The sequence below is a fragment of the Pseudomonas neustonica genome, assembly GCF_003797945.1.
Classification (GTDB): Bacteria; Pseudomonadota; Gammaproteobacteria; order Pseudomonadales; family Pseudomonadaceae; genus Halopseudomonas; species Halopseudomonas neustonica.
This window is the reverse complement of record NZ_RKKU01000032.1, coordinates 1-21,787: the sequence shown is the minus strand read 5'-3', so window position 1 is coordinate 21,787 and position 21,787 is coordinate 1. Positions and strand designations below refer to the sequence as shown.

Annotated in this window: 19 protein-coding genes; 11 read left to right on the top strand and 8 right to left on the bottom strand. The window is 50.6% G+C overall.

Features of this window, described 5'->3' with window-relative positions:
• Positions 1-64: 64 nt before the first annotated feature.
• The 8 genes from EF096_RS17795 to EF096_RS17760 all read right to left on the bottom strand — a co-directional run bounded on the left by EF096_RS17795 (position 65) and on the right by EF096_RS17760 (position 8,367).
• Positions 65-457, bottom strand: a complete 393-nt coding sequence (locus EF096_RS17795) for a VanZ family protein (protein WP_123891136.1) — start codon at positions 455-457, stop codon at positions 65-67.
• 2 nt (positions 458-459) lie between these two features.
• Entirely contained in the window at positions 460-2,589 is a 2,130-nt protein-coding gene (locus EF096_RS17790) for a YjbH domain-containing protein (protein WP_123891135.1), read from the bottom strand.
• Positions 2,582-3,364 (bottom strand): capsule biosynthesis GfcC family protein, encoded by a 783-nt coding sequence (locus EF096_RS17785; protein WP_123891134.1) that lies wholly within the window; start codon positions 3,362-3,364, stop codon positions 2,582-2,584. Before EF096_RS17785 ends, EF096_RS17790 begins: the two co-directional genes overlap by 8 nt.
• Positions 3,361-4,020: a YjbF family lipoprotein gene (locus EF096_RS17780; protein ID WP_123891133.1), complete on the bottom strand. Its 660-nt coding sequence runs from the start codon at positions 4,018-4,020 to the stop codon at positions 3,361-3,363. Before EF096_RS17780 ends, EF096_RS17785 begins: the two co-directional genes overlap by 4 nt.
• A 12-nt stretch (positions 4,021-4,032) precedes the next feature.
• The gene (locus EF096_RS17775) at positions 4,033-5,073 is read right to left on the bottom strand and encodes a polysaccharide biosynthesis/export family protein (protein WP_235869788.1); all 1,041 of its coding nucleotides are present in this window, start codon (positions 5,071-5,073) and stop codon (positions 4,033-4,035) included.
• A 182-nt stretch (positions 5,074-5,255) separates the two neighbouring features.
• Positions 5,256-5,582, bottom strand: a complete 327-nt coding sequence (locus EF096_RS17770; RefSeq protein ID WP_123891131.1) for a hypothetical protein — start codon at positions 5,580-5,582, stop codon at positions 5,256-5,258.
• Positions 5,583-5,670: 88 nt separating this feature from the next.
• Entirely contained in the window at positions 5,671-7,896 is a 2,226-nt protein-coding gene (locus EF096_RS17765) for a polysaccharide biosynthesis tyrosine autokinase (protein WP_123891130.1), read from the bottom strand.
• Between the two features lie 36 nt (positions 7,897-7,932).
• Entirely contained in the window at positions 7,933-8,367 is a 435-nt protein-coding gene (locus tag EF096_RS17760; protein WP_123891129.1) for a low molecular weight protein-tyrosine-phosphatase, read from the bottom strand.
• A gap of 302 nt (positions 8,368-8,669) precedes the next feature.
• Between EF096_RS17760 and EF096_RS17755 the strand changes: the two genes are divergently transcribed.
• The 11 genes from EF096_RS17755 (at position 8,670) to EF096_RS17705 (ending at position 21,702) form a co-directional block, all read left to right on the top strand.
• Positions 8,670-10,076 carry an MBL fold metallo-hydrolase RNA specificity domain-containing protein gene (locus EF096_RS17755; protein WP_123891128.1) on the top strand — a complete coding sequence of 469 codons (1,407 nt, stop codon included), beginning with the start codon at positions 8,670-8,672 and terminating at the stop codon, positions 10,074-10,076.
• Positions 10,077-10,555: 479 nt separating this feature from the next.
• A complete protein-coding gene (gene wbpA, locus EF096_RS17750) occupies positions 10,556-11,872 on the top strand; it encodes a UDP-N-acetyl-D-glucosamine 6-dehydrogenase (RefSeq protein ID WP_123891127.1) in 1,317 nt (438 codons plus the stop codon).
• A 110-nt stretch (positions 11,873-11,982) separates the two neighbouring features.
• Positions 11,983-12,930, top strand: coding sequence for a UDP-N-acetyl-2-amino-2-deoxy-D-glucuronate oxidase (wbpB, locus tag EF096_RS17745; protein ID WP_123891126.1), 948 nt, complete (start codon positions 11,983-11,985; stop codon positions 12,928-12,930).
• A gap of 31 nt (positions 12,931-12,961) precedes the next feature.
• Complete coding sequence (gene wbpD / locus EF096_RS17740; RefSeq protein ID WP_123891125.1) at positions 12,962-13,543, top strand: UDP-2-acetamido-3-amino-2,3-dideoxy-D-glucuronate N-acetyltransferase; 582 nt, start codon at positions 12,962-12,964, stop codon at positions 13,541-13,543.
• 3 nt (positions 13,544-13,546) lie between these two features.
• Positions 13,547-14,623, top strand: a complete 1,077-nt coding sequence (locus EF096_RS17735; RefSeq protein WP_123891124.1) for a DegT/DnrJ/EryC1/StrS family aminotransferase — start codon at positions 13,547-13,549, stop codon at positions 14,621-14,623.
• Complete coding sequence (locus EF096_RS17730) at positions 14,620-16,035, top strand: oligosaccharide flippase family protein (protein ID WP_123891123.1); 1,416 nt, start codon at positions 14,620-14,622, stop codon at positions 16,033-16,035. Before EF096_RS17735 ends, EF096_RS17730 begins: the two co-directional genes overlap by 4 nt.
• Before the next feature lie 98 nt (positions 16,036-16,133).
• Entirely contained in the window at positions 16,134-17,477 is a 1,344-nt protein-coding gene (locus tag EF096_RS17725; RefSeq protein ID WP_123891122.1) for a phenylacetate--CoA ligase family protein, read from the top strand.
• The gene (locus EF096_RS17720; protein ID WP_123891121.1) at positions 17,474-18,736 is read left to right on the top strand and encodes a hypothetical protein; all 1,263 of its coding nucleotides are present in this window, start codon (positions 17,474-17,476) and stop codon (positions 18,734-18,736) included. The genes EF096_RS17725 and EF096_RS17720 overlap by 4 nt, the downstream gene beginning before the upstream one ends.
• On the top strand, positions 18,729-19,841 hold the full coding sequence (locus EF096_RS17715; protein ID WP_123891120.1) for a glycosyltransferase family 4 protein: 1,113 nt from the start codon (positions 18,729-18,731) through the stop codon (positions 19,839-19,841). The genes EF096_RS17720 and EF096_RS17715 overlap by 8 nt, the downstream gene beginning before the upstream one ends.
• 11 nt (positions 19,842-19,852) lie before the next feature.
• Complete coding sequence (gene wecB / locus EF096_RS17710; protein WP_123891119.1) at positions 19,853-20,935, top strand: non-hydrolyzing UDP-N-acetylglucosamine 2-epimerase; 1,083 nt, start codon at positions 19,853-19,855, stop codon at positions 20,933-20,935.
• Positions 20,932-21,702: a glycosyltransferase family 4 protein gene (locus EF096_RS17705; RefSeq protein WP_123891118.1), complete on the top strand. Its 771-nt coding sequence runs from the start codon at positions 20,932-20,934 to the stop codon at positions 21,700-21,702. The genes wecB and EF096_RS17705 overlap by 4 nt, the downstream gene beginning before the upstream one ends.
• Positions 21,703-21,787: the final 85 nt, after the last annotated feature.

Here is a 21,787-nt window from a genome sequence, read left to right as displayed (position 1 = left end):
GATTGCAAAATGATGTCAGAAATGTGGCTTGGTTCGCGTCAGGCTAAATGGCTACCGGCTAAGTTCAGGGCCGGGAACGCGGGGTCAGCCTGCGCGACAGGAAAATACAAATGCCAGCCAGCAGCAAAGCCGCAACAATGCCACTGCTGTTAGCCAGGATGTCGGCCCATTCAGCCGAGCGGGTCGGGTGAAACGACTGCACGTACTCTATCGCCACACCCATGCTGAACATGAGCAGGCCGCGGATCCACCAATACCAGCGGGGGAAAGCCGGATAGCTCAGCAGGGTGAGCGAAAACAAGCCAGCCATATGATAGAAAGTGGCCTGCCAGTTGTAGCTGGCAGGTGCCGGGGTTGGGCGCATGCCAAGGTAAAGGCCCAACGCCAACAGCGCAAAAAATGCGATTTTGAAAACCGTACGATAGCGCGCCCAGAGGCGCGTCAGGGTGTGCTGCATAATTATTCCGTGATGCTGCCGAACCCTTCATTAAAGCGGTCTAGATCGCGATCGGAGGTCAGGTCGTATAGTTGATAATAGCGAGACAGGCGCGCGCCACCGTCACGGGTAAGCGGTCGCCAGGCCACAAAGCCGGTAGCGGTGGTTGAGCGCGCAAAGAAGGCATCGAACGGAAAGCTCATATACACCCCTTTATCAAAACTGCCCTCACCAAATTCCTCGGCAGACACGTTGGTCCTGGTTGCCCAGCCACCAATGGTTACGCCGTTGTCGAAGCGACGAGACAGATCCAGGGTTCCGCCGTAATCGCCTGCCAGGTAGCGGCCCAGTTTAACCGTGGCCAGCACATCGTGGAAGCCGGTTTGCAGGTAACCAGTGAGGTGTCCGGTAAAGGTTGAATAGTCACGGAAGCTCAGGTGCTGCTCGTAACCGCGCTGCCTGACCCAGTTGGCATCAAGACCCAGCGCCCAGTCAGCGCCGTAGGGGCGGTAGAGTACTTCACCGCCAATGCCGCCGTACATGGATTCAAAAAGACCCACGTAACCCATGGCATAGAGATCGCGATCAAGCTGTTTGGTCTGTGTGTATTGCAGGTGCTTGAGCTGTACGTCGGACGTGGTCATGTACTCACGCACGTCAGTGCGCACGCGGGGCAACTGACTCGGCGCATCGTACACAAACTCATCGTAGTTGTTCAGCAAATTAAGGCCCAGGCTGCCGTCGATCCACTTGTTCCGGTCAAAGTGGTAGGCCGCGTTGAAGCGCAGGAAGAACTGGTACAGCAGAAAGTTGTCGGGGCCGCCGATACTCTGGGTATAGCCGAGGCCGGTACTGAAATCAGTTCGGTCCAGCGGCGCGCTATAAACTACTTCATCGTTCAATACCGAAGGTACGGCATTGGCAGTAGCGCGGCGCAGTGACTGCCGATCAATCTCGTTAAGCTCGTACTGCCGCAATTTTTCTGCGTTGATGCTGGTTTGGCTGACCGGCATACCGCGCGAGCGATACACCAGGGTGTACCAATCGTAGCGGCCTTCACCCAGGCTGTTATCCAGCACCCTGGCGGCGCGGCCCAGGCCCTTGGCCTGCGAGCGGAAGGTTGTCTGTTCGCCGGTAATGATCACCTCATCGCCATGCAAGGAGATTTCCTGCACCTTGATGCCTGCGTTGCTTTGTAGCCGCTGACTAACATTCTGCCAGTCTACCGCTGCGCCGTTAACGCCTGCGGGTAGCGGCTCGCGCACCTCAGGGTCGGGGTCGAGTAGCTTGGCAGGCATGCTGGCGGTTTTCAGATTGGTATGGAAGGTAATGCCAAACATCGCCGTATTGCCGCGCTCCCAGGCAGCGGTCAGATCGATACCGTCGGTAAGGCTGTAAAGCGCGCCGACGTTGATCGGGGAGTCTTGCGTCTGATTGTTGTTCTGCGGCTCTGACTGATAATCGTTGCCGTCCAGCTCAACCTTGATGCGCAGGTCGTCCCAGGGTGTTTGATATTCAACACCGCCAAAAAAGCCTGGGCGGCCGCTGAAATAGCTACTGGTGTTAAAGGTGCCGCCGGGATCGTCAGAGCGCGTCCGTTCATCAAAGCTACCGCTGATCAAGGAGAGCGGGTTGCCCGCATCGCCGCGATTGCCGATATAACCCCAGGCCACGCCCAGACTGAAGTCGAAATCGTAGATGCGTTTGTTGGCAACGATAAACTCGCTGGAAAACAAACCCGTACCGCCCAGGTCTCGAAAACCTAACGCCAGTTCCGGCGCCCAATAACTTTCTTGCCAAAGTCTGATTTTGGCGTCGATGGCTTTATCTTTCAGGCTCTGGTCGCCATCGCGATCCGCTTCGTACTTGCGGTTGGTAATGGCGATATAGCGTATGGTGCTCTCCAGCCAGGGCAAAGGCTGACCGGATATGCTGTAACGGCTGTAAGGGCTGGTGCGGTTGGCATTAATGCTGAACGAGCCTTCGGGGGCCATGCGGGCGGTCGGCGTTTGCAACAGGCCAACACCGCCAAAATCGTGTTGCGTGGTGCGGTAGCGGCTATTGTTGCCGTCGGCCAGACTAAAGGACGCGGCAGACAACAGCAGTGGTGTTACCACCAGCGGGACAATGAAACGCGGGTACCCCTTACTCATGGTAGCCACCTGTTAACTCATACTGCGTGGCCAGCCATTGCGCCATCTCGTTATTGAACTCATCGCGGCTAGTGCCAAAAAGTGCCGACTTAAAGGGCACGTAGAGCAGCGCGCCTACAGCAACCCAGGCGTCTTCCGCATTCCAGTAAGCCGTGCCGATCAATTCAACCTTGCCATCCGGCTGGATGATGTAAAGATACTGACTGTTCGCGGCCTCGTGTAATGGGCAGGCTTCGCGGTAGTCCAGTGGGTCGAGTGTCGGCGCAAACTCAAGCACACAATCCTGTTGCACAGCGCCCAAGACGCGCACCTGATGCGGACGGTTCGGATAAATAATCTGATCGCCGGGTTCAAGCAGCGGGTTGAAGGCCAATAACCTTTGCTTGAGCGGATTCAGCTCAGCTGCGATGCGGCCGGTGACAGCGGTGCCTGCTATGCGCCGCTCCCATTGATTGAGCAGCTCGCTGGTGCCTGCCAGGCCCAGAGCACGCGCATTGACATTGGCTGTCTGCAAATCAAACAACAGACCGCGTTTGAGCTTTTGCTGATCGCGCATGGCGCTCTTTCTGAGCAATGCAGCGCCCTGATACCAGGCATCGTGGTTTACATTGGCGGCAATGCTGGCATTAAGCAGACGTGTGCCGGACTGCCAGCTGAATTCGCCGGGCTGCGCTACGGCACCGCGCACACTGATATTGGCAGCGGTTTGCGCCAGCGCAGGCAGTGCAGCAAAGCAACACAGGCTAACCAGCGATGCGATCCATGTGCGTTTCATGGCGCGTCTCCGGCGGGCGGCAGGCGGGTCAGGGTAATATCCAGTGCGGGCATCTCAGGTGACAGGTGCTGGATGCTGCGACGTACGTGACCGCTTTGCACATCCAGCCAGTAGTAGTTGATCGCCTCATAGTTCAGCTGGGGCATACGGATGACTTCATCTATGCGCTGATGACTTTCCACCCGGTCAAGGATCTGCACGTTCTCGACTGGCCCGCGGTAGTAGGTAGCGTACTGTTCCAGGCCGGTTTGGTAGTTGAGCGGATAGTCAACATGGCGCAGTACTTGAGTGCCATCGGCAACCTGCATTAGCCCCGTTGCAAAGGGGTCATCAGCTACCAGAGGAATAAGCGCATCGCTTTTGAAGCCGAGTAACTGCGTAATGCGGCCATGGCTGGTTTGCACTTCTTCGGTCAAGCCATACCAATTTACCCGCCTGCCGTCGCTGCTCAGCTTTACGTAAAGCGCTTCTGCACCAGCGGCTTTAATCAGCAGGCTGTCCGCCGTGACGGCCCGTATTTGCGCCACGGGGATTTCGTTTACCTTACCGCTAAGCGCTCGGTTGAAGGTTTCAATCGAGTCTGCTGTAACAGAGTTGCAGGCAGGCAGGCAAATGGCGGCCAGAGCCAAAAGGCCCCCGCGAATAAGCAGGTTCACAGGGACGCCTTATCAGTTGTCGTTGCGAATGTCGTTGTAATCGCTACCCACGCGCACGGCAGTGCCCAGAATGCCCGCACTGGGGAACAGTTGGCTTACAAAGCGGTTCCAGCGGGTGATGCCGGCGGCGCCGACAAAGACCACGTCTTGCGCCTGCATCTCAAATTGATCGGCAAGAATGAACGCAGAAGGCGACTGGGCGTTCAATTGAAAAATAGTGGCTTTCTGTGTTTGCAGGTCTTCTACGCCGCGAATCACATAAACCTCACGGCCGCTGGACGAGATCGGGGAAGGCCCGCCGACGGTGCCCAGTACTTCGCTCAGGGTCATACGGCTGGTGCTGTAAGGCAGGGCAGAAGGACGCTCTACCTCACCCATAACAAAGACCTTGCGCGAGTCATTCAGCGCCAGGTGCAGCTTGTCGCCCGGCTTGAGATAAACGTTGCCGACCTCGCTTGGGTTGCTGGTGAGGTAATCGTAATCGAGGGTATAAACCTCGCCATCGCGTATCAGGCTCAGATGCGAGAGATCCGCGCGCTTGGGATCGATGCCTGCTTCACCAACAGCCTGCAGCAGCGTCAGTGGCTGCGAGTTGATCGCCCGAAAGCCGGGCTCCATGAAAGCGCCACTCAGGGTTACCTTCTGGCTGTTGTATTCAATGATGTTGACGTCAACCTGAGGTTGCTCGATATAGCGCGCAAGGCGATCGCGAATAATCTTGCGCAGCTCTTCCTGGGTTAACCCGGCAACTTCCACGCTACCAATAAAGGGATAAAACAGGGTGCCGTCATCACGCACCACCCGGGCGTTGGCGGATGAAGTCTGTTGCTGGCCGCCGGGAGTGGTCAGCTCGGGGTGATCCCAAACCGTAATAAACAGGGCGTCATTGGGCCCGATGCGGTAATTCTCCGGTGCATATTCTAGCAGTTGCGCTGGTACTGAGCGGTCCCGCGCCACGGCATTTTCCTGTGCCAGCACCTTGGGCGTGATCTGCACCATCTCAACCAGACTTTCTTCTGCTGAATCCTCATGGATCAGGCGGTCTGTATCCATGTTCATGCCCGGCGAGAACATGCACGCCTGGAGGAGAAGAGCAGAGGTGCCTAGGGCTGCGAGCGAAAGTCGATTCATGATGGCGTGATCTTATGTTTATAGTGATTCGGAACGTTATTCTGACAATAAAAAAGGTCACCCGAAACGTATCTCAGGTGACCTTGGATGCGACCTGACCAATATCAGTTAGTACCGGTTGTGGTACCAGTAGTGCCTGCAGTGTCGTTAGAACCGCCGCCACCACCGCCAGCTGCCGCAGCACCGGCAAGACCTACGGCGCCTAAACCCAGAGCCCAGCCGCCAGCGTTAATGCCACCAGTAGCACCACCAGGTTGTACGCCAGCGCCTACGCCACCAGCCCCGGCACCGCCATTGCCAGAACCGCCAGCACCACCGGCGCCAGAATTAACGGCTGCCGCGCCGCCGCTTGCGCCAGCGTCTTGAGCAAAGCTTGCATTGGAGGCGAGCAGAAGGCCGCAGGCCACCATTGCCAATGTATATTTTTTCATGTCTCGTCTCCTTGCGAAATTAAACCAACTGTGATTATACCCAACAAGTGCAGCATTAAAAGTCCTTATTTAAATGTTTGAAGGCTGCTCACTTGTCAGACTTGTATTCGTATTGGTAATAGCCGTAATTACCATAACCGTAAGCGGACGCTTTCTTTTCTACTGCGTTGAAAATGGCGCCTTTTATATCGACTCCATTATTACGGAAGCGTTGCAGTGTCAGTTCAATTTCCTTGACCGGGTTCAAGCCAAAGCGCGTCACAATCAGGCTGGTACCCGCCAAGCGGCCAACCAGCGCTGCATCAGTAACCGCCAGTATAGGCGGTGTATCCACAATAACGAGGTCATACAGGCTGCTTAATTTGGTCAGCATGGTCTCAAAGTTAGCGTGCATCAGTAGTTCTGACGGGTTGGGAGGGATCTGGCCGCGGGCGATAAAATGCAGATTCTCTACTTCCGTTTTGTGAACTATGTCCGCTAGCGAGTGCGTGCTCACTAACAGGTTGGACAGGCCCGGCTCTGGCTCGCGGTTGAGTAGGTTGTGCAAGTAGCCTTTGCGCATGTCGCTATCAATCAACACGACTTTCTGGCCCGCCTGCGCCACGATGGCAGCCAGGTTGGCAGAGATGAAGGATTTGCCGACGTTCGGGCTGGGGCCAGAGATCATCAATATATTGTTCTTGGCCTCCATCATGGCAAAGTGCAGGCTGGTGCGCAGGCTGCGTAGCGATTCAATCGACAGGTCAGCCGGGTTGATAGCGGCCAGCAAATGCGAGCTCTGGCTACTGCCTTGCTTGGACTTAACCTCTCGCTCCATCAGCTGTTGCTCTTTGCTGAAGGGAACGGACGCGTAAACGGGTAGCCCCAGCTGCTCGATCAGCTCGGGGTTGTCTATGCCGCGGTTAAGCGCGTGACGCAACAGGGCAATAGCCACGCCCAGCATGCCGCCCAGCAGGGTCGCCAACACTACGATCAACGCTTTCTTGGGTTTGACCGGCGCGGAAGTGTCAACCACCGCATCATCAATGATGCGCACGTTGCCGACGGTGCCAGCGCGCACAATATCGAGTTCTTGCGACTTGTTGAGCATCGCGGTGTAGATTTCGGTACTCACTTCAACATCACGCGACAGACGCAGCAGCTCTTGTTGGGTCTCGGGTAGGCCGCCAACACGCTCAAGCAGGGCATCGCGGCGACTAACAAGCTGCCGCTTTTGTTCGATCAGGGCCTGGTAAGTCGGGTGTTGCCGCGTGAAACGGCGCTCCATCTCTGAGCGCTTAAGATCCAGCTCGGAAATCGAGGTTTCAAGCTCCACCACCTGGTCCAGCACGGCCTGCGTTTCTATGGTGATATCAACTGATCCGGCGCTGGCCTGATAGTCGTTCAAGGCGGTTTCGGCGGTTTCGAGCTGGCGCCGCACCTCAGGCAACTGGTCCTTCAAAAAGTCGAGGCTTTGTTGCGCCTCGGCTGATTTGCGTTCTACGTTCTGGCGCACGTAAAGGCGGCTGACTTCGTCCAGTATCTCAGTCGCTGCGCCAGGGTAGGGGCTTTCCAGGCTCAACGACAAAATACCAGAGTCTCGGCTTTTCTCACTTGCCGCTACCTCGCGTTGGTAATCCAGGATGGTGCGCAGCTGGTTGCGTTTGATGACCCAAAACTCGGTACCCGGATGGGCAAGCAGGTGCTTAACCTGGATGCGAAAGCCGTGCTCGTTGGTTGGCTGATTAACCATGCCAGTGACCAGCGTCTCACCATCATCATTCAGCAGGCTGAAGCCATCGTTTTCTTCTGCCCTCAGGATGAGTTGTTTGCCCTCGTAAGCCGGAGGAACTTCCAGTTGAAAGATCTCGACCTCTTCGCCGCCCCAGGCGTAGCTATCAAAGGCCATTAACGGCTCTGCTACGGGGGCTTCAGGGGTGGGAGTAAAACGCAGATAGAAGAAAGAGCCGATGACCGGCATCAGTTTGGGCTTGGCTTCAATATCGAGCTTCAGGTTTTCTACCGCCTGGCCAATCACCTTGCGCGACTTGAGCAGCTCTATCTCGGTCGCTGCGGCACTGGCGCTGGAAAACATATCGCCGCCACTCGCGTCACCCAATAAACCGCCAATGCCCTGCGATTTTTCTTCAATCTGAATGACCGCATTGGCCTGATAGATAGGGGTGGCCAGCAAGGCATAGGCAATGCCGCATAAAGCGAAAACCAGCGTGCAGGCGATGATGATGAGTTTTTGGTCGAGCAAAGCACCTAGCAGCGCCAATAGATCGATTTCGTCGTTGGTTTCGTGCTTGGGCGGTGCCGGGGTGGTCTGCATTACCTGGGGGTTTCCATTACGAGTGAAAAATCAGTGTTAAAGATAGCGTAGCCATGCATCTGTTGCCCGCTCTATAACGCGAAAAACGTGTTCAAAGGCGGGGCGCTGTTGACGGTAAGGGTCCGGTATTTCTGCGTTGTCTAGCCACTTGCCCAGCAGCATGGTCTTGCCTCGGGCTTGCGGTGCCATCGCATGAATGGACTGCAGGTGGCGATTTTCCATCGCCAGAACCAGATCTGCTTCGCGCAGCATGTCGGGTGTGAGTTGCCGCGCTTGATGGTCGGGTAACGCGTAGCCTGCAGCCTGCATAACCTCGGCAGCGGTGGCATCAACGGGCTTATCTACCAGCGCCCCCAGGCCAGCCGAGGTTACTCGGATATTGCTGCCGGTAAGCTTGCTTTGCAGCAAGGCTTGTGCTGTCGGGCTACGGCAAATATTGCCGACACAGACAACCAGAATCGACCTGATCATTCGGTGTTAAGTCATCCTGTTGTTAATGCTATTGATTGACCGCTCGGCCGGAACTGTAGTTTCCGCTTGGTATTGGGTCAAGTTATTGTCGTGGGTGGTGGGCCAAATTGTTGACGTGTTAACGCCAATTGTGAGGGAGGCTGGACGATGGCGCAATAGGTGCCCGGCCTATCCCTGTATGCGCGCGTAACAGCAGGGCAGCTAAAAATCTGCGTGCGGTCGTTTTAGGTTGAGGTGTGCACTGGTTCGCCGAATCACAAGAGCTGCTGGCATAAGCTAGCCAAAACAAAAGGAGCTTGTTTATGCGCGTTACCTATCCCTGGATTCAGCACCACGGCGCCGTTAACGGCGTCACTGGGTCTTGTCACCAGCTGTGGCTCACGGAGGACGACAGCCTATTGATTGACTGTGGTCTTTTTCAGGGTGCAGAGACCTCAAACGGCGGGGCAGGGCAAAACAGTCTGGCCATCGAGTTTGCCCTGGCAACAGTGCACGCACTGATCGCCACCCACGTACATGTTGACCACATTGGTCGGCTACCCTGGTTGTTGGCGGCGGGCTTTGATCAGCCCATTCACTGCACCGAACCCTCGGCATTATTGATGCCAACCGTGCTGGAAGACGCCTTCAAGGTGGGTATCAGCCGGGATGCCGCTCTAAGTGAGCGTTACGTAAAAAAAGTGTCTGGCTACTTGCAGGGACACCCATACAAAGAGTGGGTCACTGTGCTTGAGCGCCCAGACCTGGTGTGTCGCATTCGATTTCAGCGGGCCGGGCATATTCTGGGCTCGGCCTATATTGAGTGCGATCTGCACTATCCGCTGCAACAGCGACGTCGTCGCATTGTATTTTCCGGTGATCTGGGTGCGCCCCATGCCCCCATGCTGCCAGCGCCAAAACCACCACACGCGGCTGATGTGGTCGTACTGGAAAGTACCTATGGTGACCGCCTGCACGAGAGTCGGCGTAATCGCCGCGCACGCTTGCAAAAGATACTTGAGCGCGCCCTGGCTGATGGCGGCAGTGTGATTATCCCCGCCTTTAGTATTGGCCGTACCCAGGAGCTGCTTTACGAGCTTGAGGGGATCACCCACGGCAATCAGGCATGGCAGCAGATACCGGTGATACTGGACGCCCCCTTGGCAACGCGCTTTACCAAGCTATACCGCGAGCTAAAACCCTGGTGGAACGCTGAAGCGCTCAAGCGTGTAGTGCAAGGCCATCAGCCGTTGGCGTTCAAGCAGTTACTCACCGTCACCACCCACGCGCAGCATATGACGATGGTCAACCGCCTGGCGCATACCCGCCAACCCGCCATTGTGATCACTGGCAGTGGCATGTGCACCGCTGGCAGGGTGATCAATTATCTCAAGGCAATGCTGGGTGATGCACGGCACAATGTGGTCTTTGTTGGCTATCAGGCCCGCGGCACCCCAGGCCACGTCATCCAGCAGTACGGCCCACAGCACGGTTATGTAGAGCTGGAGGGGGAGCGCTATACCATTAACGCTGGCGTGCATACGCTGGGCGGTTACTCCGCTCATGCAGACCAGAAAGGTTTGGTAGGCTTTATTACCGGCATGAAGCGCTGGCCAGAGGAGGTACGGCTGGTGCATGGCGATGATCAGGCCAAGGCTACCCTGGCGAGCGAGCTGCAGCGCAGGGCCAAAGCACAGGCAAAGCCGTTGCGCGTTGTGATTGCCACCTAGCCCTGCATATACAGACCAAAGGCTAGCGAGCACCGCCATTTAAAGTGTGACGGAGTATACAAAATGCGAGTAGTGCAGAGGCTTGCTTCGTCTCATCATTATTTATGCGCGTCAGGCTGAACGCCTTGGTACATGCGTGTCTGCCTGGCTCCTACCACTTTCAAGTTACACCAGTAGGTGTGCTGTGTTGCATGAGTTGCAATCAAATAGATAAATAGACGCTTGCTGACGCGTGCACCGGCTCTTACCATAAGCGCTCTAAAGTGGGGCGTGCGTGTCATTTTTCCATAGCAATGGTGCTCAGCAGCTTATCGAAGTAGGGCAAAGCGAGTCTCATCCACTACCCTCTTCACAACATAGAAGAGGCGGCGAGCCTGCTTGCATTGAGTGTGACACCATCTGCCTAGCTAACATTCCGGACTTTAAGTGCTGTAAAGCCACTATAGTTCTAAGTAATCACCTACGTACTCAGGGGTACTATGACGGTAAAAACGCAGCAGGAAGCCATTGAGCGGTTCAAAAAAAAGGAAGCGCTGGTTGGTATTGTGGGTTTAGGTTATGTGGGCCTTCCTTTGATGCTGCGTTATAACTCAATCGGTTACCGCGTGCTCGGGATCGATATAGACGACGCTAAAGTGAGTCGTCTCAATGCGGGCCAAAGCTATATTGAGCATATCCCCGCTAAAAAAATTCAAGCGGCGCGGCAGTCTGGCTTCGAGGCAACAACCGATTTTGCTCGGGTCAGCGAATGCGATGCCCTGATTCTCTGTGTACCAACACCACTTAATCAATATCGCGAGCCTGACATGAGCTTTGTCATCAGTACCGCTGATGCGTTAAAGCCCCATTTGCGCGCAGGCCAGATTGTCTCACTGGAAAGCACAACCTACCCAGGCACGACCGAAGAAGAGCTTTTGCCTCGTGCACAGGAAGGTGGCTTGGTTGTTGGTAAAGATATCTTCTTGGTGTATTCGCCTGAGCGTGAAGACCCAGGTAATCCCGATTTTGAAACACGAACTATCCCAAAAGTAATTGGCGGGCACACGCCAGCCTGCCTAGAGGTGGGTACGGCGCTTTACGAGCAGGCTATCGACAAAGTCGTTCCTGTTAGCTCCACCAAAGCCGCAGAAATGACCAAGCTGCTGGAGAATATTCACCGGGCGGTCAATATCGGTTTGGTGAACGAAATGAAAATTGTAGCCGACCGTATGGGCATCGACATTTTCGAGGTGGTCGACGCCGCAGCAACCAAGCCATTTGGCTTTACTGCCTACTACCCTGGCCCAGGTCTGGGTGGGCATTGCATTCCAATTGATCCCTTTTACCTTACCTGGAAAGCACGCGAATACGGTTTGCATACTCGATTCATTGAGCTGTCCGGTGAGGTTAATCAAGCCATGCCGGATTACGTATTAGGCAAGCTGGTAGACGGGCTTAACAATGCCAGCAAATCCCTCAAGGGAAGCCGTATTCTTGTTTTGGGTATTGCCTATAAAAAGAACGTTGATGACATGCGTGAGTCTCCTTCGGTTGCAATCATGGAGATGATTGAAGCCAAGGGCGGCATCGTCGCTTACAGTGATCCGCATGTTCCTGTTTTTCCGAAGATGCGCGAGCATTACTTTGAACTCTCTAGTGAGTCGCTAGATGCGGACAATATTGCGGGCTTTGATGCCGTAGTGCTTGCGACAGATCACGATAAATTTGATTACGATCTAATTAAGTTACACGCCAAACTGATCATCGATAGCCGTGGCAAGTATCGTGCCCCTGCGGAACACATCATCAAGGCTTGAAGGGATTAGCAGTGCGCGTTCTTTTTTTGATCAGGTTGTTCAATTGAGTCGATGATCGGTCTGGTCTGTACAGGATCTTAAAATCAAACAGGTTATGGGGTTTTCACTGAATGAAACGTTTCGCCTTGATCGGCGCTGCCGGTTATATAGCTCCGCGCCACATGCGCGCCATCAAAGACACCGGTAACGAATTGGTATCTGCCTACGACATTAACGACTCGGTAGGGATTATCGATAGCATCTCGCCAACCAGCGAGTTTTTCACTGAATTTGAGCGGTTTCAGGAGCATGCCCACCGCATAAAGCGCAACCCTCTTACTGCGCTCGACTATGTATCTATTTGCTCTCCCAACTACCTCCACCACGCTCATATTGTTGCTGGTCTCCGATTGGGTTGCGATGTGATCTGTGAAAAGCCTCTGGTTCCTACCCCAGAGAACCTAGATGAACTGGCCAAGGTTGAGCAGGAAACCGGCAAGCGCCTTTATAACATCCTGCAATTGCGTCATCACCAGGCAATCCTGAAGCTAAAAGATAAGGTGGCGCGCGAGAAAGCAGAACATAAGCATGATGTAGAACTAACCTACATAACATCACGCGGTAAGTGGTACATGGAAAGCTGGAAAGGTGATCCGCGCAAATCGTTTGGGGTAGCCACTAATATAGGTGTCCATTTCTACGACATGCTGCATTTTATTTTTGGGGCTTTGCAGCGCAATGTCGTGCACTTTGTTTCTGAATACAAGGCTGCGGGCTATCTGGAGTACGAAAACGCCCGAGTGCGTTGGTTTCTTTCAATCGACGCCGGTGACTTGCCCAGCGAGGTAAAGGGTAAAAAACCGACCTATCGATCTATTACGGTTGATGGTGATGAGATTGAGTTCTCGGAAGGGTTTACTGATCTTCATACCGTCAGCTACCAAGAGATCTTAGCCGGACGTGGGTATGGGATTGAAGACGCGCGCCATTGTGTCGAAACGGTCAGCACCATCCGAAGCGCACCTATCAGCAGTGCGCAAAATGGCGAAGGGCATCCTTTTCTTGACCGCTTTGTCTGACTAGCAGAGTTGTATGCAACAGGGAGACTGTATGAGCTTTTACCAGCATCCTAGCGCCATAATCGATGATGGTGCCCAGATTGGCAGTGGTTCGCGAGTGTGGCACTTTGCTCATATCTGTGGTGGAGCCCGTATCGGCGAGGGAGTATCTCTCGGGCAAAATGTGTTTGTCGGTAACAAGGTAAGCATCGGTGACAATTGCAAGGTGCAGAACAACGTTTCGGTATACGACAACGTCACCCTTGAAGAAGGGGTTTTCTGCGGACCCAGTATGGTGTTTACCAACGTGTACAATCCCCGCTCGTTGATTGAGCGCAAAGATCAGTACCGCGATACACATGTAAAGAAAGGCGCCACCTTAGGGGCAAACTGCACCATCGTCTGCGGCGTCACCATTGGTGAGTTTGCTTTTGTTGGTGCTGGCGCGGTGATCAATAAAGATGTGCCTGCCTATGCTTTGATGGTCGGAGTGCCCGCCCGTCAGATTGGCTGGATGAGTGAGTTTGGCGAGCAACTAGCGTTACCGGTTAGCGGTGAGGGAGAAGTTGCTTGCCCGCACTCTAACGCAGCGTATGTATTGAGTGACAGCTTTTTGGCGAAGGTCTACAGGTGATAAATGATTGAATTTATTGATCTAAAGGCTCAGCAAGCGCGAATTAAAGAGCAAATCGATGCGGGAATCCAAAAAGTACTGGCTCATGGGCAGTATATTCTTGGTCCTGAGGTCGCTGAGCTAGAAGAAAGGCTCGCTGCGTTCACAGGCAGTAAATACTGCATTACCTGCGCGAACGGCACAGACGCACTTCAGATTGCTCAAATGGCTTTAGGTATCGGCCCAGGCGATGAGGTAATTACCCCCGGCTTTACCTATATAGCGACGGCAGAAACGGTAGCTCTGCTGGGTGCCAGACCGGTGTATGTGGACATTGACCCGCGTACGTATAACCTCGATCCAGCTCTGCTGGAAGCGGCGATAACACCCCGGACCAAGGCCATTATTCCCGTAAGCCTCTACGGCCAGTGTGCAGATATGGATGCTATTAACGAGATCGCAGCCAAGCACCGTATTCCGGTCATAGAAGATGCAGCGCAAAGCTTTGGTGCCACCTATAAAGGAAGACGTTCATGCAATTTGAGCACTATTGCGTGCACCAGCTTCTTTCCAAGCAAGCCTTTGGGATGCTATGGCGATGGTGGGGCGATCTTCACCAACGATGATGAGCTTGCAAAGGTGATGCGCCAGATTGCTCGGCACGGGCAAGACCGGCGTTATCACCACATACGGGTCGGTGTGAATAGCAGGCTAGATACACTGCAGGCGGCGATTTTGCTGCCAAAGTTAGGAATATTCGCTGAGGAACTGAAACTGCGTAATAAGGTTGCTGAATTGTACGGTAACTTGTTGAGTGGCTGCGAGTTGGTAATGCCTTATGTGGGTATGGATAACGTAAGCGCTTGGGCGCAATATACAATACGCGTAAAGGAACGAGATGAATTACAAGATAAGTTGATCAAAGCCGGAGTGCCTACCGCTGTTCACTATCCTATACCATTAAACAAGCAGCCTGCAGTCGCTGATGCTCTTGCTAATTTGCCTAATGGGGATAAGGCTGCCAACGAAGTTGTTAGCTTGCCAATGCACCCATATATAAAATTCCATGATCAGGCCCTGATAACAGAAGCGTTGTGTTGAAAATAATAGAAAGGCTGTTGCCAAAAGGGCAGTTTAGCCGAGCAGTTGGCTTATTAGCGGGAGGCACGGCGGGGGCACAGGTTTTGATGGTGGTCGCAGCTCCTTTGCTGACTAGGCTTTACAGCCCGGAGGATTTTGGTTTGCTGGCCGTATATTCAGCACTGTTGGCTTTATTTTCTGTTAACTCTAGTTTGAGATATCAGCTGGCTATTCCTCTACCTGATAACGATGAAGAAGCTTCTCATATTGTTGCGCTAAGTCTGATTTGTGTGGCCTTAGTAACATTCTTATGTACGGTATTGGCTCTATTTTCGAGTGATGAAACTGCTGCTTTGCTGAAGGCTCCCCTACTAACGAGTTATTTATGGTTGCTACCAATAGGCGTTGGGGCTGTAGGTACTTACCAAGTTTTCAATTATTGGGCTTTGAGGAAAAAAAATTATGCTGCCGTAGCAGTTACACGAATAAAGCAAGCTGTAGCCACCTTGATTATTCAGCTAATTGGCTGCAAATTCGGTGCTATTGCGCTAGTGGCTGGTCAAGCAGGAGGGCAAGGCTTAGGAAGCTATTCACTGGCAAAACAGGCTTTTGGTCAACTCGAATTTAGGCAATTGCGATGGAAAGGAATTTTAGATGCCGCAAAGCGGTATAGAAACTTTCCGTACTATTCAACTTGGGATGCTTTTTTTAACACCGCTGGTGTTCACCTGCCCCCTTTATTATTTGCGACGCTCTTTAGTCCGGCTGCAGCAGGGTTATATGCGTTAGCACACAGAGTTCTTGCGGTGCCGATGTCAGTTATAGGTGACGCTGTCGGGAAAGTGTTTTTCTCAAATGCCCCTGAAGCCCTCCGGCAGGGAAAGCTAGAAACGATGGTCATGGATGTTCACAGCAAGCTAGTGATCATAGCGATGCCTCCAGTTTTGATACTATTTGTAGCCGGTCCCGAACTATTTGCATTTGTATTCGGTGACAGATGGCAGCAAGCTGGAGAATTCGCGAGATGGATGGCGCCGTGGTTATACTTAGTATTCGTAACGGGCCCTTTAACTACACTGTTTGCTGTTCTAGAAAAGCAGTTGCATGGCCTGTGGTTTCAAGCAGCTTTAATATTCCTGAGGCTAGCTGCTGTTTCAATAGGCGCCTTTTATGAGGATCTAGTACTTACCGTTATATTGTTTTCTTTAGCAAGCTCCTTCTGCTGGGCAGCGCTCCTGCTATGGGTTGGGATAAATACAGGTAATCCTCCAATAAAAATCTTAAAGATTTCAATTAAGGCCGGATTAGGTTCTTGTATATGTGTCCTTCCGTTATGGGTGAGCTTGCATTTTATTTTTCTAAATGATTGGTGGCTGTGTTTTCTTGTTTTCAGTATTGTCATATGTTGTTTTCTTATAAGAAAAAGCTTTTAGCCGTCCTTAAGTGATTGCTGTATTTTCCGATGGTTTTTTGTGAGTGATTTGGGAGTCAAGGTGATTATGCTATTCAGAATTCCAAGTGCGAGATATTGATGGTGATTTCAAAAATTTTGTTTATTTTTGCTCACTTAGTTGCAAAGCCTCGCGTGATGTGGATGTACTACAGGTTGCTTTTTGAAGAAAGGAAGTCGATGCCTGAACTTCTTATTAAGCAGCGGATAGCAATAAAGAGGTATTTGATTTTTTGTAAGAAAGAGGTGCCTTTTTTCGCTCCCAAAATCCCTAAGCTTACGGATGCGCTAGAAGTAGGTGCGCTGCAGACGGTTATTAATGACATACCGCTTATGACAAAAGATGATATTTCTAGATGTCGCGCCAAGTTGGAACTTCCCGAAGCCAAAGTAGGAGCGTTTAAAGTCGGCAAAACGGGGGGCTCAACTGGAGATCCGTTAAAATACAGAGTTAGCAAAAAGTGCAATGATGCTGCTTTTGCAATACTATACAGAGGGCTTGGTCGGGGGGGGTATAAGCTAGGCGATAAATTAGCAGTTATGGCGGGCGGTTCTTTGGTGACGAAAAGGAACGGCTTTAAATCGAAGGTTGTTTCTTTTTTTATGAATACTAAGAAGTACTCTTCGTACGGTGTTAGCGATGACCTATTTCAAGAGTACTATCAGGACTTGGTGAGCTGGAAGCCGAAGTTTATAAGAGGATACGCATCTTCCTTGTTTGAATTTGCGAAGTTTATAGAGAAAAATAAGTATGATCTGAGCTTTGTTTCGGTATTTACCACCGCGGAAATGCTATTTGAGCATCAACGAGCTTATATTGAAAAGGTTTTTAGCGCAAAAGTTTATAATGGATATGGCTTGAACGATGGTGGTGTTACAGCATTTGAATGTAAATATGGAGGTGGGTTTCATATCGATTTGGAACGTTCTTTCTTAGAAGTGGTAGACGAAAGTGGCAGGCTCATTTTTGATAAAGTTGGTAGGATTGTAGCTACGAGTTTCTTGAATAAGGCTACACCTTTTGTTCGTTATGTGACCGGAGATCTAGGTGAGATTACTAATAGGAAATGCAAGTGCGGTAGCCCCTATCCGCTTCTAATAAGTCTAGCGGGACGTACCACCGATGTTTTGCGGTTGAATGGACGGATGGTGGGAAGCCCGGTGTTGACGGTCTTAATGGGTAATATTGACGTTGCTAGGTATCAGTTTATTCAAGTTGAAGAAAACAAAGTACTACTTGTCATGGAAAAAAATGACGCGTTTGATGTTGTTGATGAGGGTTTTATTCGAAACTCGTTGTTCTCAAATGTGGGTGAGTTCGATTTGGTATTTGTTTATGATGAGGCGCTCTTTGAGGTGGTCGACGGCGGGAAGCATAAAGTGGTAATTAATAAGACCGGTTTAATGCAGGGAGCGCGCAATTGAAAGCTTTAAGCTTTAATAGATTAGTGTTTATAGTCTTTTTGATTTTATTTCGGTTTTCTTTAGATATATCCTATGTGTTTGTTATTTCTAAGGTCTTCGCATATGATGGTTTTATCTTTGGCTTTAGTGTGCAGCAGTATGCTTTTTCTTGGATTGTATATACTCTTTCATTTCTGTTTGTTAGAGATCGCCTTTATAAAGTCAGTGACTATTTTTTTTCAACGGCATTGTTGTCGGTTCTTGCGCCACTAACTAGCCTTTTCGGTCTGGATGCGACGAGGCCGCTCGTGCCGGTGTTGGTTGTATTTTTTTCTATTTATTTTATCTATCTATTTACCAGGGTTAAATTTATTTCATTTGATGATCTGCCGGTTGTCCGTTCCGGTAGAGCTATAGGGATCGGTATATCCGTCTTTTTTGTGGGTTTCTTAGTTGTTTGGTACTTTGTTTCAGGGGCAGCGCTAAATCTGGATTTCTCAAAGGTTTATGAATACCGAGCGGAGAATGCTGAACTTTCGGGTGGTGGTATACTGGCTTATACAAACAATTGGACCTATCAGATATTTAATGTGTTTCTTATGGCGTTGGCCCTATTCTACAGGAGATACGCATGGTTCTTCGTGCTTTTGGCTATTCAGGTTTATTTTTTTGCAGCGTCTACACATAAAACCGTCCTTTTCTTGCCTGTGCTGTTAGTGGGCGTTTGGTATTATTTTAGAAAGCATTCTAGTTTGGCTATTATGCCCTTTGCTTTTACGTTAATAATTTCGCTCACTTTGTTTTCATATTTCTTTTTAGAAGATTTATGGATGTCGTCACTTTTTTCACGTCGAGTTTTTTTTGTTCCGGCTAACCTTACTTTTGTTTATTTTGATTTTTTTGAAAACAACCCAAACGTGTATTGGTCAAATTCGGTGCTCTCATATTTTGTGGCCTATCCATATAATCTTTCGTTGACGCATGTCGTCGGAGGGTATATGGGGCGAGATGGGATGGGGGCCAATAACGGATTTGTCGCAAGTGGCTATGCGCATGCGGGATTTTTTGGTGTATTTGTTTATGTTGTCTTAATAGGTGTCTTGCTCAGGATAATTAATGATCTGACGTACAATAGGATGCCGCTTTGGTTGGCGGTTTCACTTTGCGTAGTTCCTATGAGAGCACTCTTAATTTCTTCTGATTTATTTACGGTGATGTTGACTCACGGGTTTATTGCGGCAATTCTGTTGACTTATTTGGTGAGGGTTAGAAGTGTCTAAAAGATTGAAGGTTGCCCACTTAACCTCAGTGCACTCGCGCTATGATACACGAATTTTTTTAAAAGAGTGTCGCTCGCTTGCTCGCAATGACTACGATGTTTCTCTGGTGGTCGCAGATGGAAAAGGGGCTGAGGATAGAGACGGTGTGATGTTTTATGATGTGGGGAGTTCTAAAGGACGGTTTGATCGAATGCTTAATGCTCCTGGTCGTGTGCTTGGTAAAGCACTAAGCTTGAATTCAGATATTTATCACTTGCATGATCCTGAACTTATACCTATCGGTTTGAAATTGAAACGGCGCGGGAAGATAGTAATTTTTGATGCGCATGAGGACGTGCCTAAACAAATATTGGGTAAGCCTTACCTGAACAGACCCGCTAGGTGGCTACTGTCAAAAATCTTTGCGATATACGAACGCCGTTCATGTAAAAAGTTAGACGCTGTAGTAGCGGCGACTCCTTACATTCGAGAGAAGTACGCTTCGATTGGGGTGCGCTCAGTGGATGTAAATAATTATCCGCTACTAGGAGAGCTATCTAGCGACTCAGCAGAGTGGTCAAAAAAAGAAGGGCAGATAGCTTATGTAGGAGGCATCGGCAGAATTCGTGGGATTTCGGAAGTTGTTCATGCAATGGGGTTAGTGAAGTCTGATGCGCGCTTGCAGCTTGCAGGGAGATTCAATGAACCCGCAATAGAGCAAGAAGCGCATGCTACTCAAGGTTGGAGCCAGGTCGATGCCTTAGGCCTTGTTGGGCGTGAAGGTGTGCGCGATTTGCTCTCTCGCTGCGTTGGCGGTCTGGTTACTTTTTTACCGTCTCCTAACCATATTGATGCCCAGCCAAACAAGATGTTTGAATACATGAGCGCCGGAATTCCTGTTATTGCTTCTGATTTTATGCTTTGGAGGCAGATAGTTGAAGGAAACAATTGCGGCTTATGTGTCGACCCGCTTGACCCAAAAGCTATCGCTGCAGCTATTGATTATTTAGTTACGCATCCTTTGGAGGCAGAGCAGATGGGGCGTAACGGGCGGAAGGCGGTGCTTGAAAAATATAACTGGCCTATGGAAGAGATAAAGCTCTTGAGCTTATATAAAAGTCTATAAGAGAGTATGTTATGCAGAAAGTACTTACTATTATTGGTGCGCGTCCGCAGTTTATTAAAGCTAGCGTAGTATCGCGGGCTATACAGCAAACTGACGGTGTTGAAGAGACGATCTTGCATACAGGTCAGCATTTTGACCAAAATATGTCAGAGGTGTTTTTTGATCAGTTAGGGATTCCGAAGCCGGATGTTCAGCTCGATATCCATGGTGGTAATCATGGTGAAATGACAGGGCGTATGCTGATTGAAATTGAAAGAGCGCTACTTGAGAATAAACCGGATCGTGTTTTGGTTTATGGCGACACAAACTCTACCTTGGCTGGCGCGTTAGCAGCTGCCAAGCTTCATATCCCCGTTGCTCATGTTGAGGCTGGCCTACGCAGCTTCAATATGCAAATGCCTGAAGAAATTAATCGTATTCTGACAGATCAAATTAGTGATCTACTATTTTGTCCGACTGATATAGCAGTTGATAACCTCATTAAAGAAGGGTTTGCCCATAAATCTGCTAAGGTTTTTCAGGTCGGCGATGTAATGCAGGACGCGGCTATATTGTTTTCAAAGAAGGCCACTGTACCGACCAATTTCAGCTTGCCCGATGGCTTTGTTTTGGCCACATTGCATAGGGCTGAAAACACGGATAGCCCTACACGTTTGGCGAGCATTGTTAACGCTTTAAATTATATTCATAGTGAAATTGCACCCGTTGTGTTGCCCTTGCACCCAAGAACTCGCAAGCTTATTGCTGAGCAACAAATTACACTCGATGTTCATTTGGTTGAACCAGTCGGTTACTTGGAGATGCTATGGCTGCTGGATCATGCCGGACTAGTTCTTACCGATAGTGGCGGCGTTCAAAAAGAAGCTTTTTTCTTTCACAAGGCATGCGTTACGATGCGTGATCAAACAGAATGGGTGGAGTTGGTTGAGAGTGGTGCTAACGAGCTGGTTGGTGCAGACGCCGATATGATTCTGCAGGCCGCTCATAAAAACTATGGACGTACTGTTGCTGATGATTCTCAGATATATGGTGGTGGCTTGGCTGCAGGCAAGCTGGTTGGTCAAATCATCAAGGCTTCAACAGTAGCCATATGAAAACAATTTGGATTATAAATCAATATGCTTCTACCCCTGATGTGGGTGTGGGTGGACGTCATTACTATTTGGCTAATGAGCTCGCAAAGCTAGGGTATAAAGTTTATGTGATCGCTTCTGCATCGAGTCATTTATTGCGGCAACAACCCACATTTTCTGGTACGTTTCATGTTGTGGACGTCACCAATAGCTTTAGTTTTGTATGGGTTAAGTTACCTAGATATGAAAAATCATCCAGCAAGCAGCGTGCGTTGAATTGGTTTCTTTTTGGTTGGCAGCTTCAGAAGCTAACAAAGGTGGTTGCTGAGAAGCCAGACGTGATACTGCACTCTTCTCCTTCACTGGTTCCTTTTTTAGGGGCTCAGCGGCTGGCAAAAAAATTGTCGGCTCGCTTGGTTTTCGAGGTGCGTGATATTTGGCCACTGACGCTCGTTGAGCTAGGAGGTTACTCTAGACGCCATCCGTTCATTCAATTGATGCTGTGGATAGAGCGTAAGGCTTATCGTGATTCAGATAAGGTTGTGTCTAACTTAAGAAATGCAGTAGATCATATGGTTAAGCAGGGCATGAGTCGGGAGAAGTTCTCTTGGGTTCCCAACGGAGTGTCTCTAGAGGAAGTGGCGGGTGAAGTGCCTCTTGATGAAAGCGTAAAAGCGCTATTGCCTAAGAATAAATTTATGGTCGGTTATACTGGTACTATAGGGCTTGCCAACTCAATAGATACGCGGCGGTTGCAGGAGCTGAGTGCAACACGGTTATTGAATTGACGCAGGAGCATCATATTGCATAGCCAAGGCTTTCTGCATCACTTCGCTCATGACTTCGATAGGACATTTGAAATCGAAGCGCTTA

Excerpts from the sequence above, each read along its gene's own strand:
- EF096_RS17795 (WP_123891136.1), bottom strand. The coding sequence starts at position 457 with ATGCAGCACACCCTGACGCGCCTCTGGGCGCGCTATCGTACGGTTTTC.
- EF096_RS17790 (WP_123891135.1), bottom strand. The coding sequence starts at position 2,589 with ATGAGTAAGGGGTACCCGCGTTTCATTGTCCCGCTGGTGGTAACACCA.
- EF096_RS17785 (WP_123891134.1), bottom strand. The coding sequence starts at position 3,364 with ATGAAACGCACATGGATCGCATCGCTGGTTAGCCTGTGTTGCTTTGCT.
- EF096_RS17775 (WP_235869788.1), bottom strand. The coding sequence starts at position 5,073 with ATGGATACAGACCGCCTGATCCATGAGGATTCAGCAGAAGAAAGTCTG.
- EF096_RS17770 (WP_123891131.1), bottom strand. The coding sequence starts at position 5,582 with ATGAAAAAATATACATTGGCAATGGTGGCCTGCGGCCTTCTGCTCGCC.
- EF096_RS17765 (WP_123891130.1), bottom strand. The coding sequence starts at position 7,896 with ATGCAGACCACCCCGGCACCGCCCAAGCACGAAACCAACGACGAAATC.
- EF096_RS17760 (WP_123891129.1), bottom strand. The coding sequence starts at position 8,367 with ATGATCAGGTCGATTCTGGTTGTCTGTGTCGGCAATATTTGCCGTAGC.
- EF096_RS17755 (WP_123891128.1), top strand. The coding sequence starts at position 8,670 with ATGCGCGTTACCTATCCCTGGATTCAGCACCACGGCGCCGTTAACGGC.
- wbpA (WP_123891127.1), top strand. The coding sequence starts at position 10,556 with ATGACGGTAAAAACGCAGCAGGAAGCCATTGAGCGGTTCAAAAAAAAG.
- wbpB (WP_123891126.1), top strand. The coding sequence starts at position 11,983 with ATGAAACGTTTCGCCTTGATCGGCGCTGCCGGTTATATAGCTCCGCGC.
- wbpD (WP_123891125.1), top strand. The coding sequence starts at position 12,962 with ATGAGCTTTTACCAGCATCCTAGCGCCATAATCGATGATGGTGCCCAG.
- EF096_RS17735 (WP_123891124.1), top strand. The coding sequence starts at position 13,547 with ATGATTGAATTTATTGATCTAAAGGCTCAGCAAGCGCGAATTAAAGAG.
- EF096_RS17725 (WP_123891122.1), top strand. The coding sequence starts at position 16,134 with ATGGTGATTTCAAAAATTTTGTTTATTTTTGCTCACTTAGTTGCAAAG.
- wecB (WP_123891119.1), top strand. The coding sequence starts at position 19,853 with ATGCAGAAAGTACTTACTATTATTGGTGCGCGTCCGCAGTTTATTAAA.
- EF096_RS17705 (WP_123891118.1), top strand. The coding sequence starts at position 20,932 with ATGAAAACAATTTGGATTATAAATCAATATGCTTCTACCCCTGATGTG.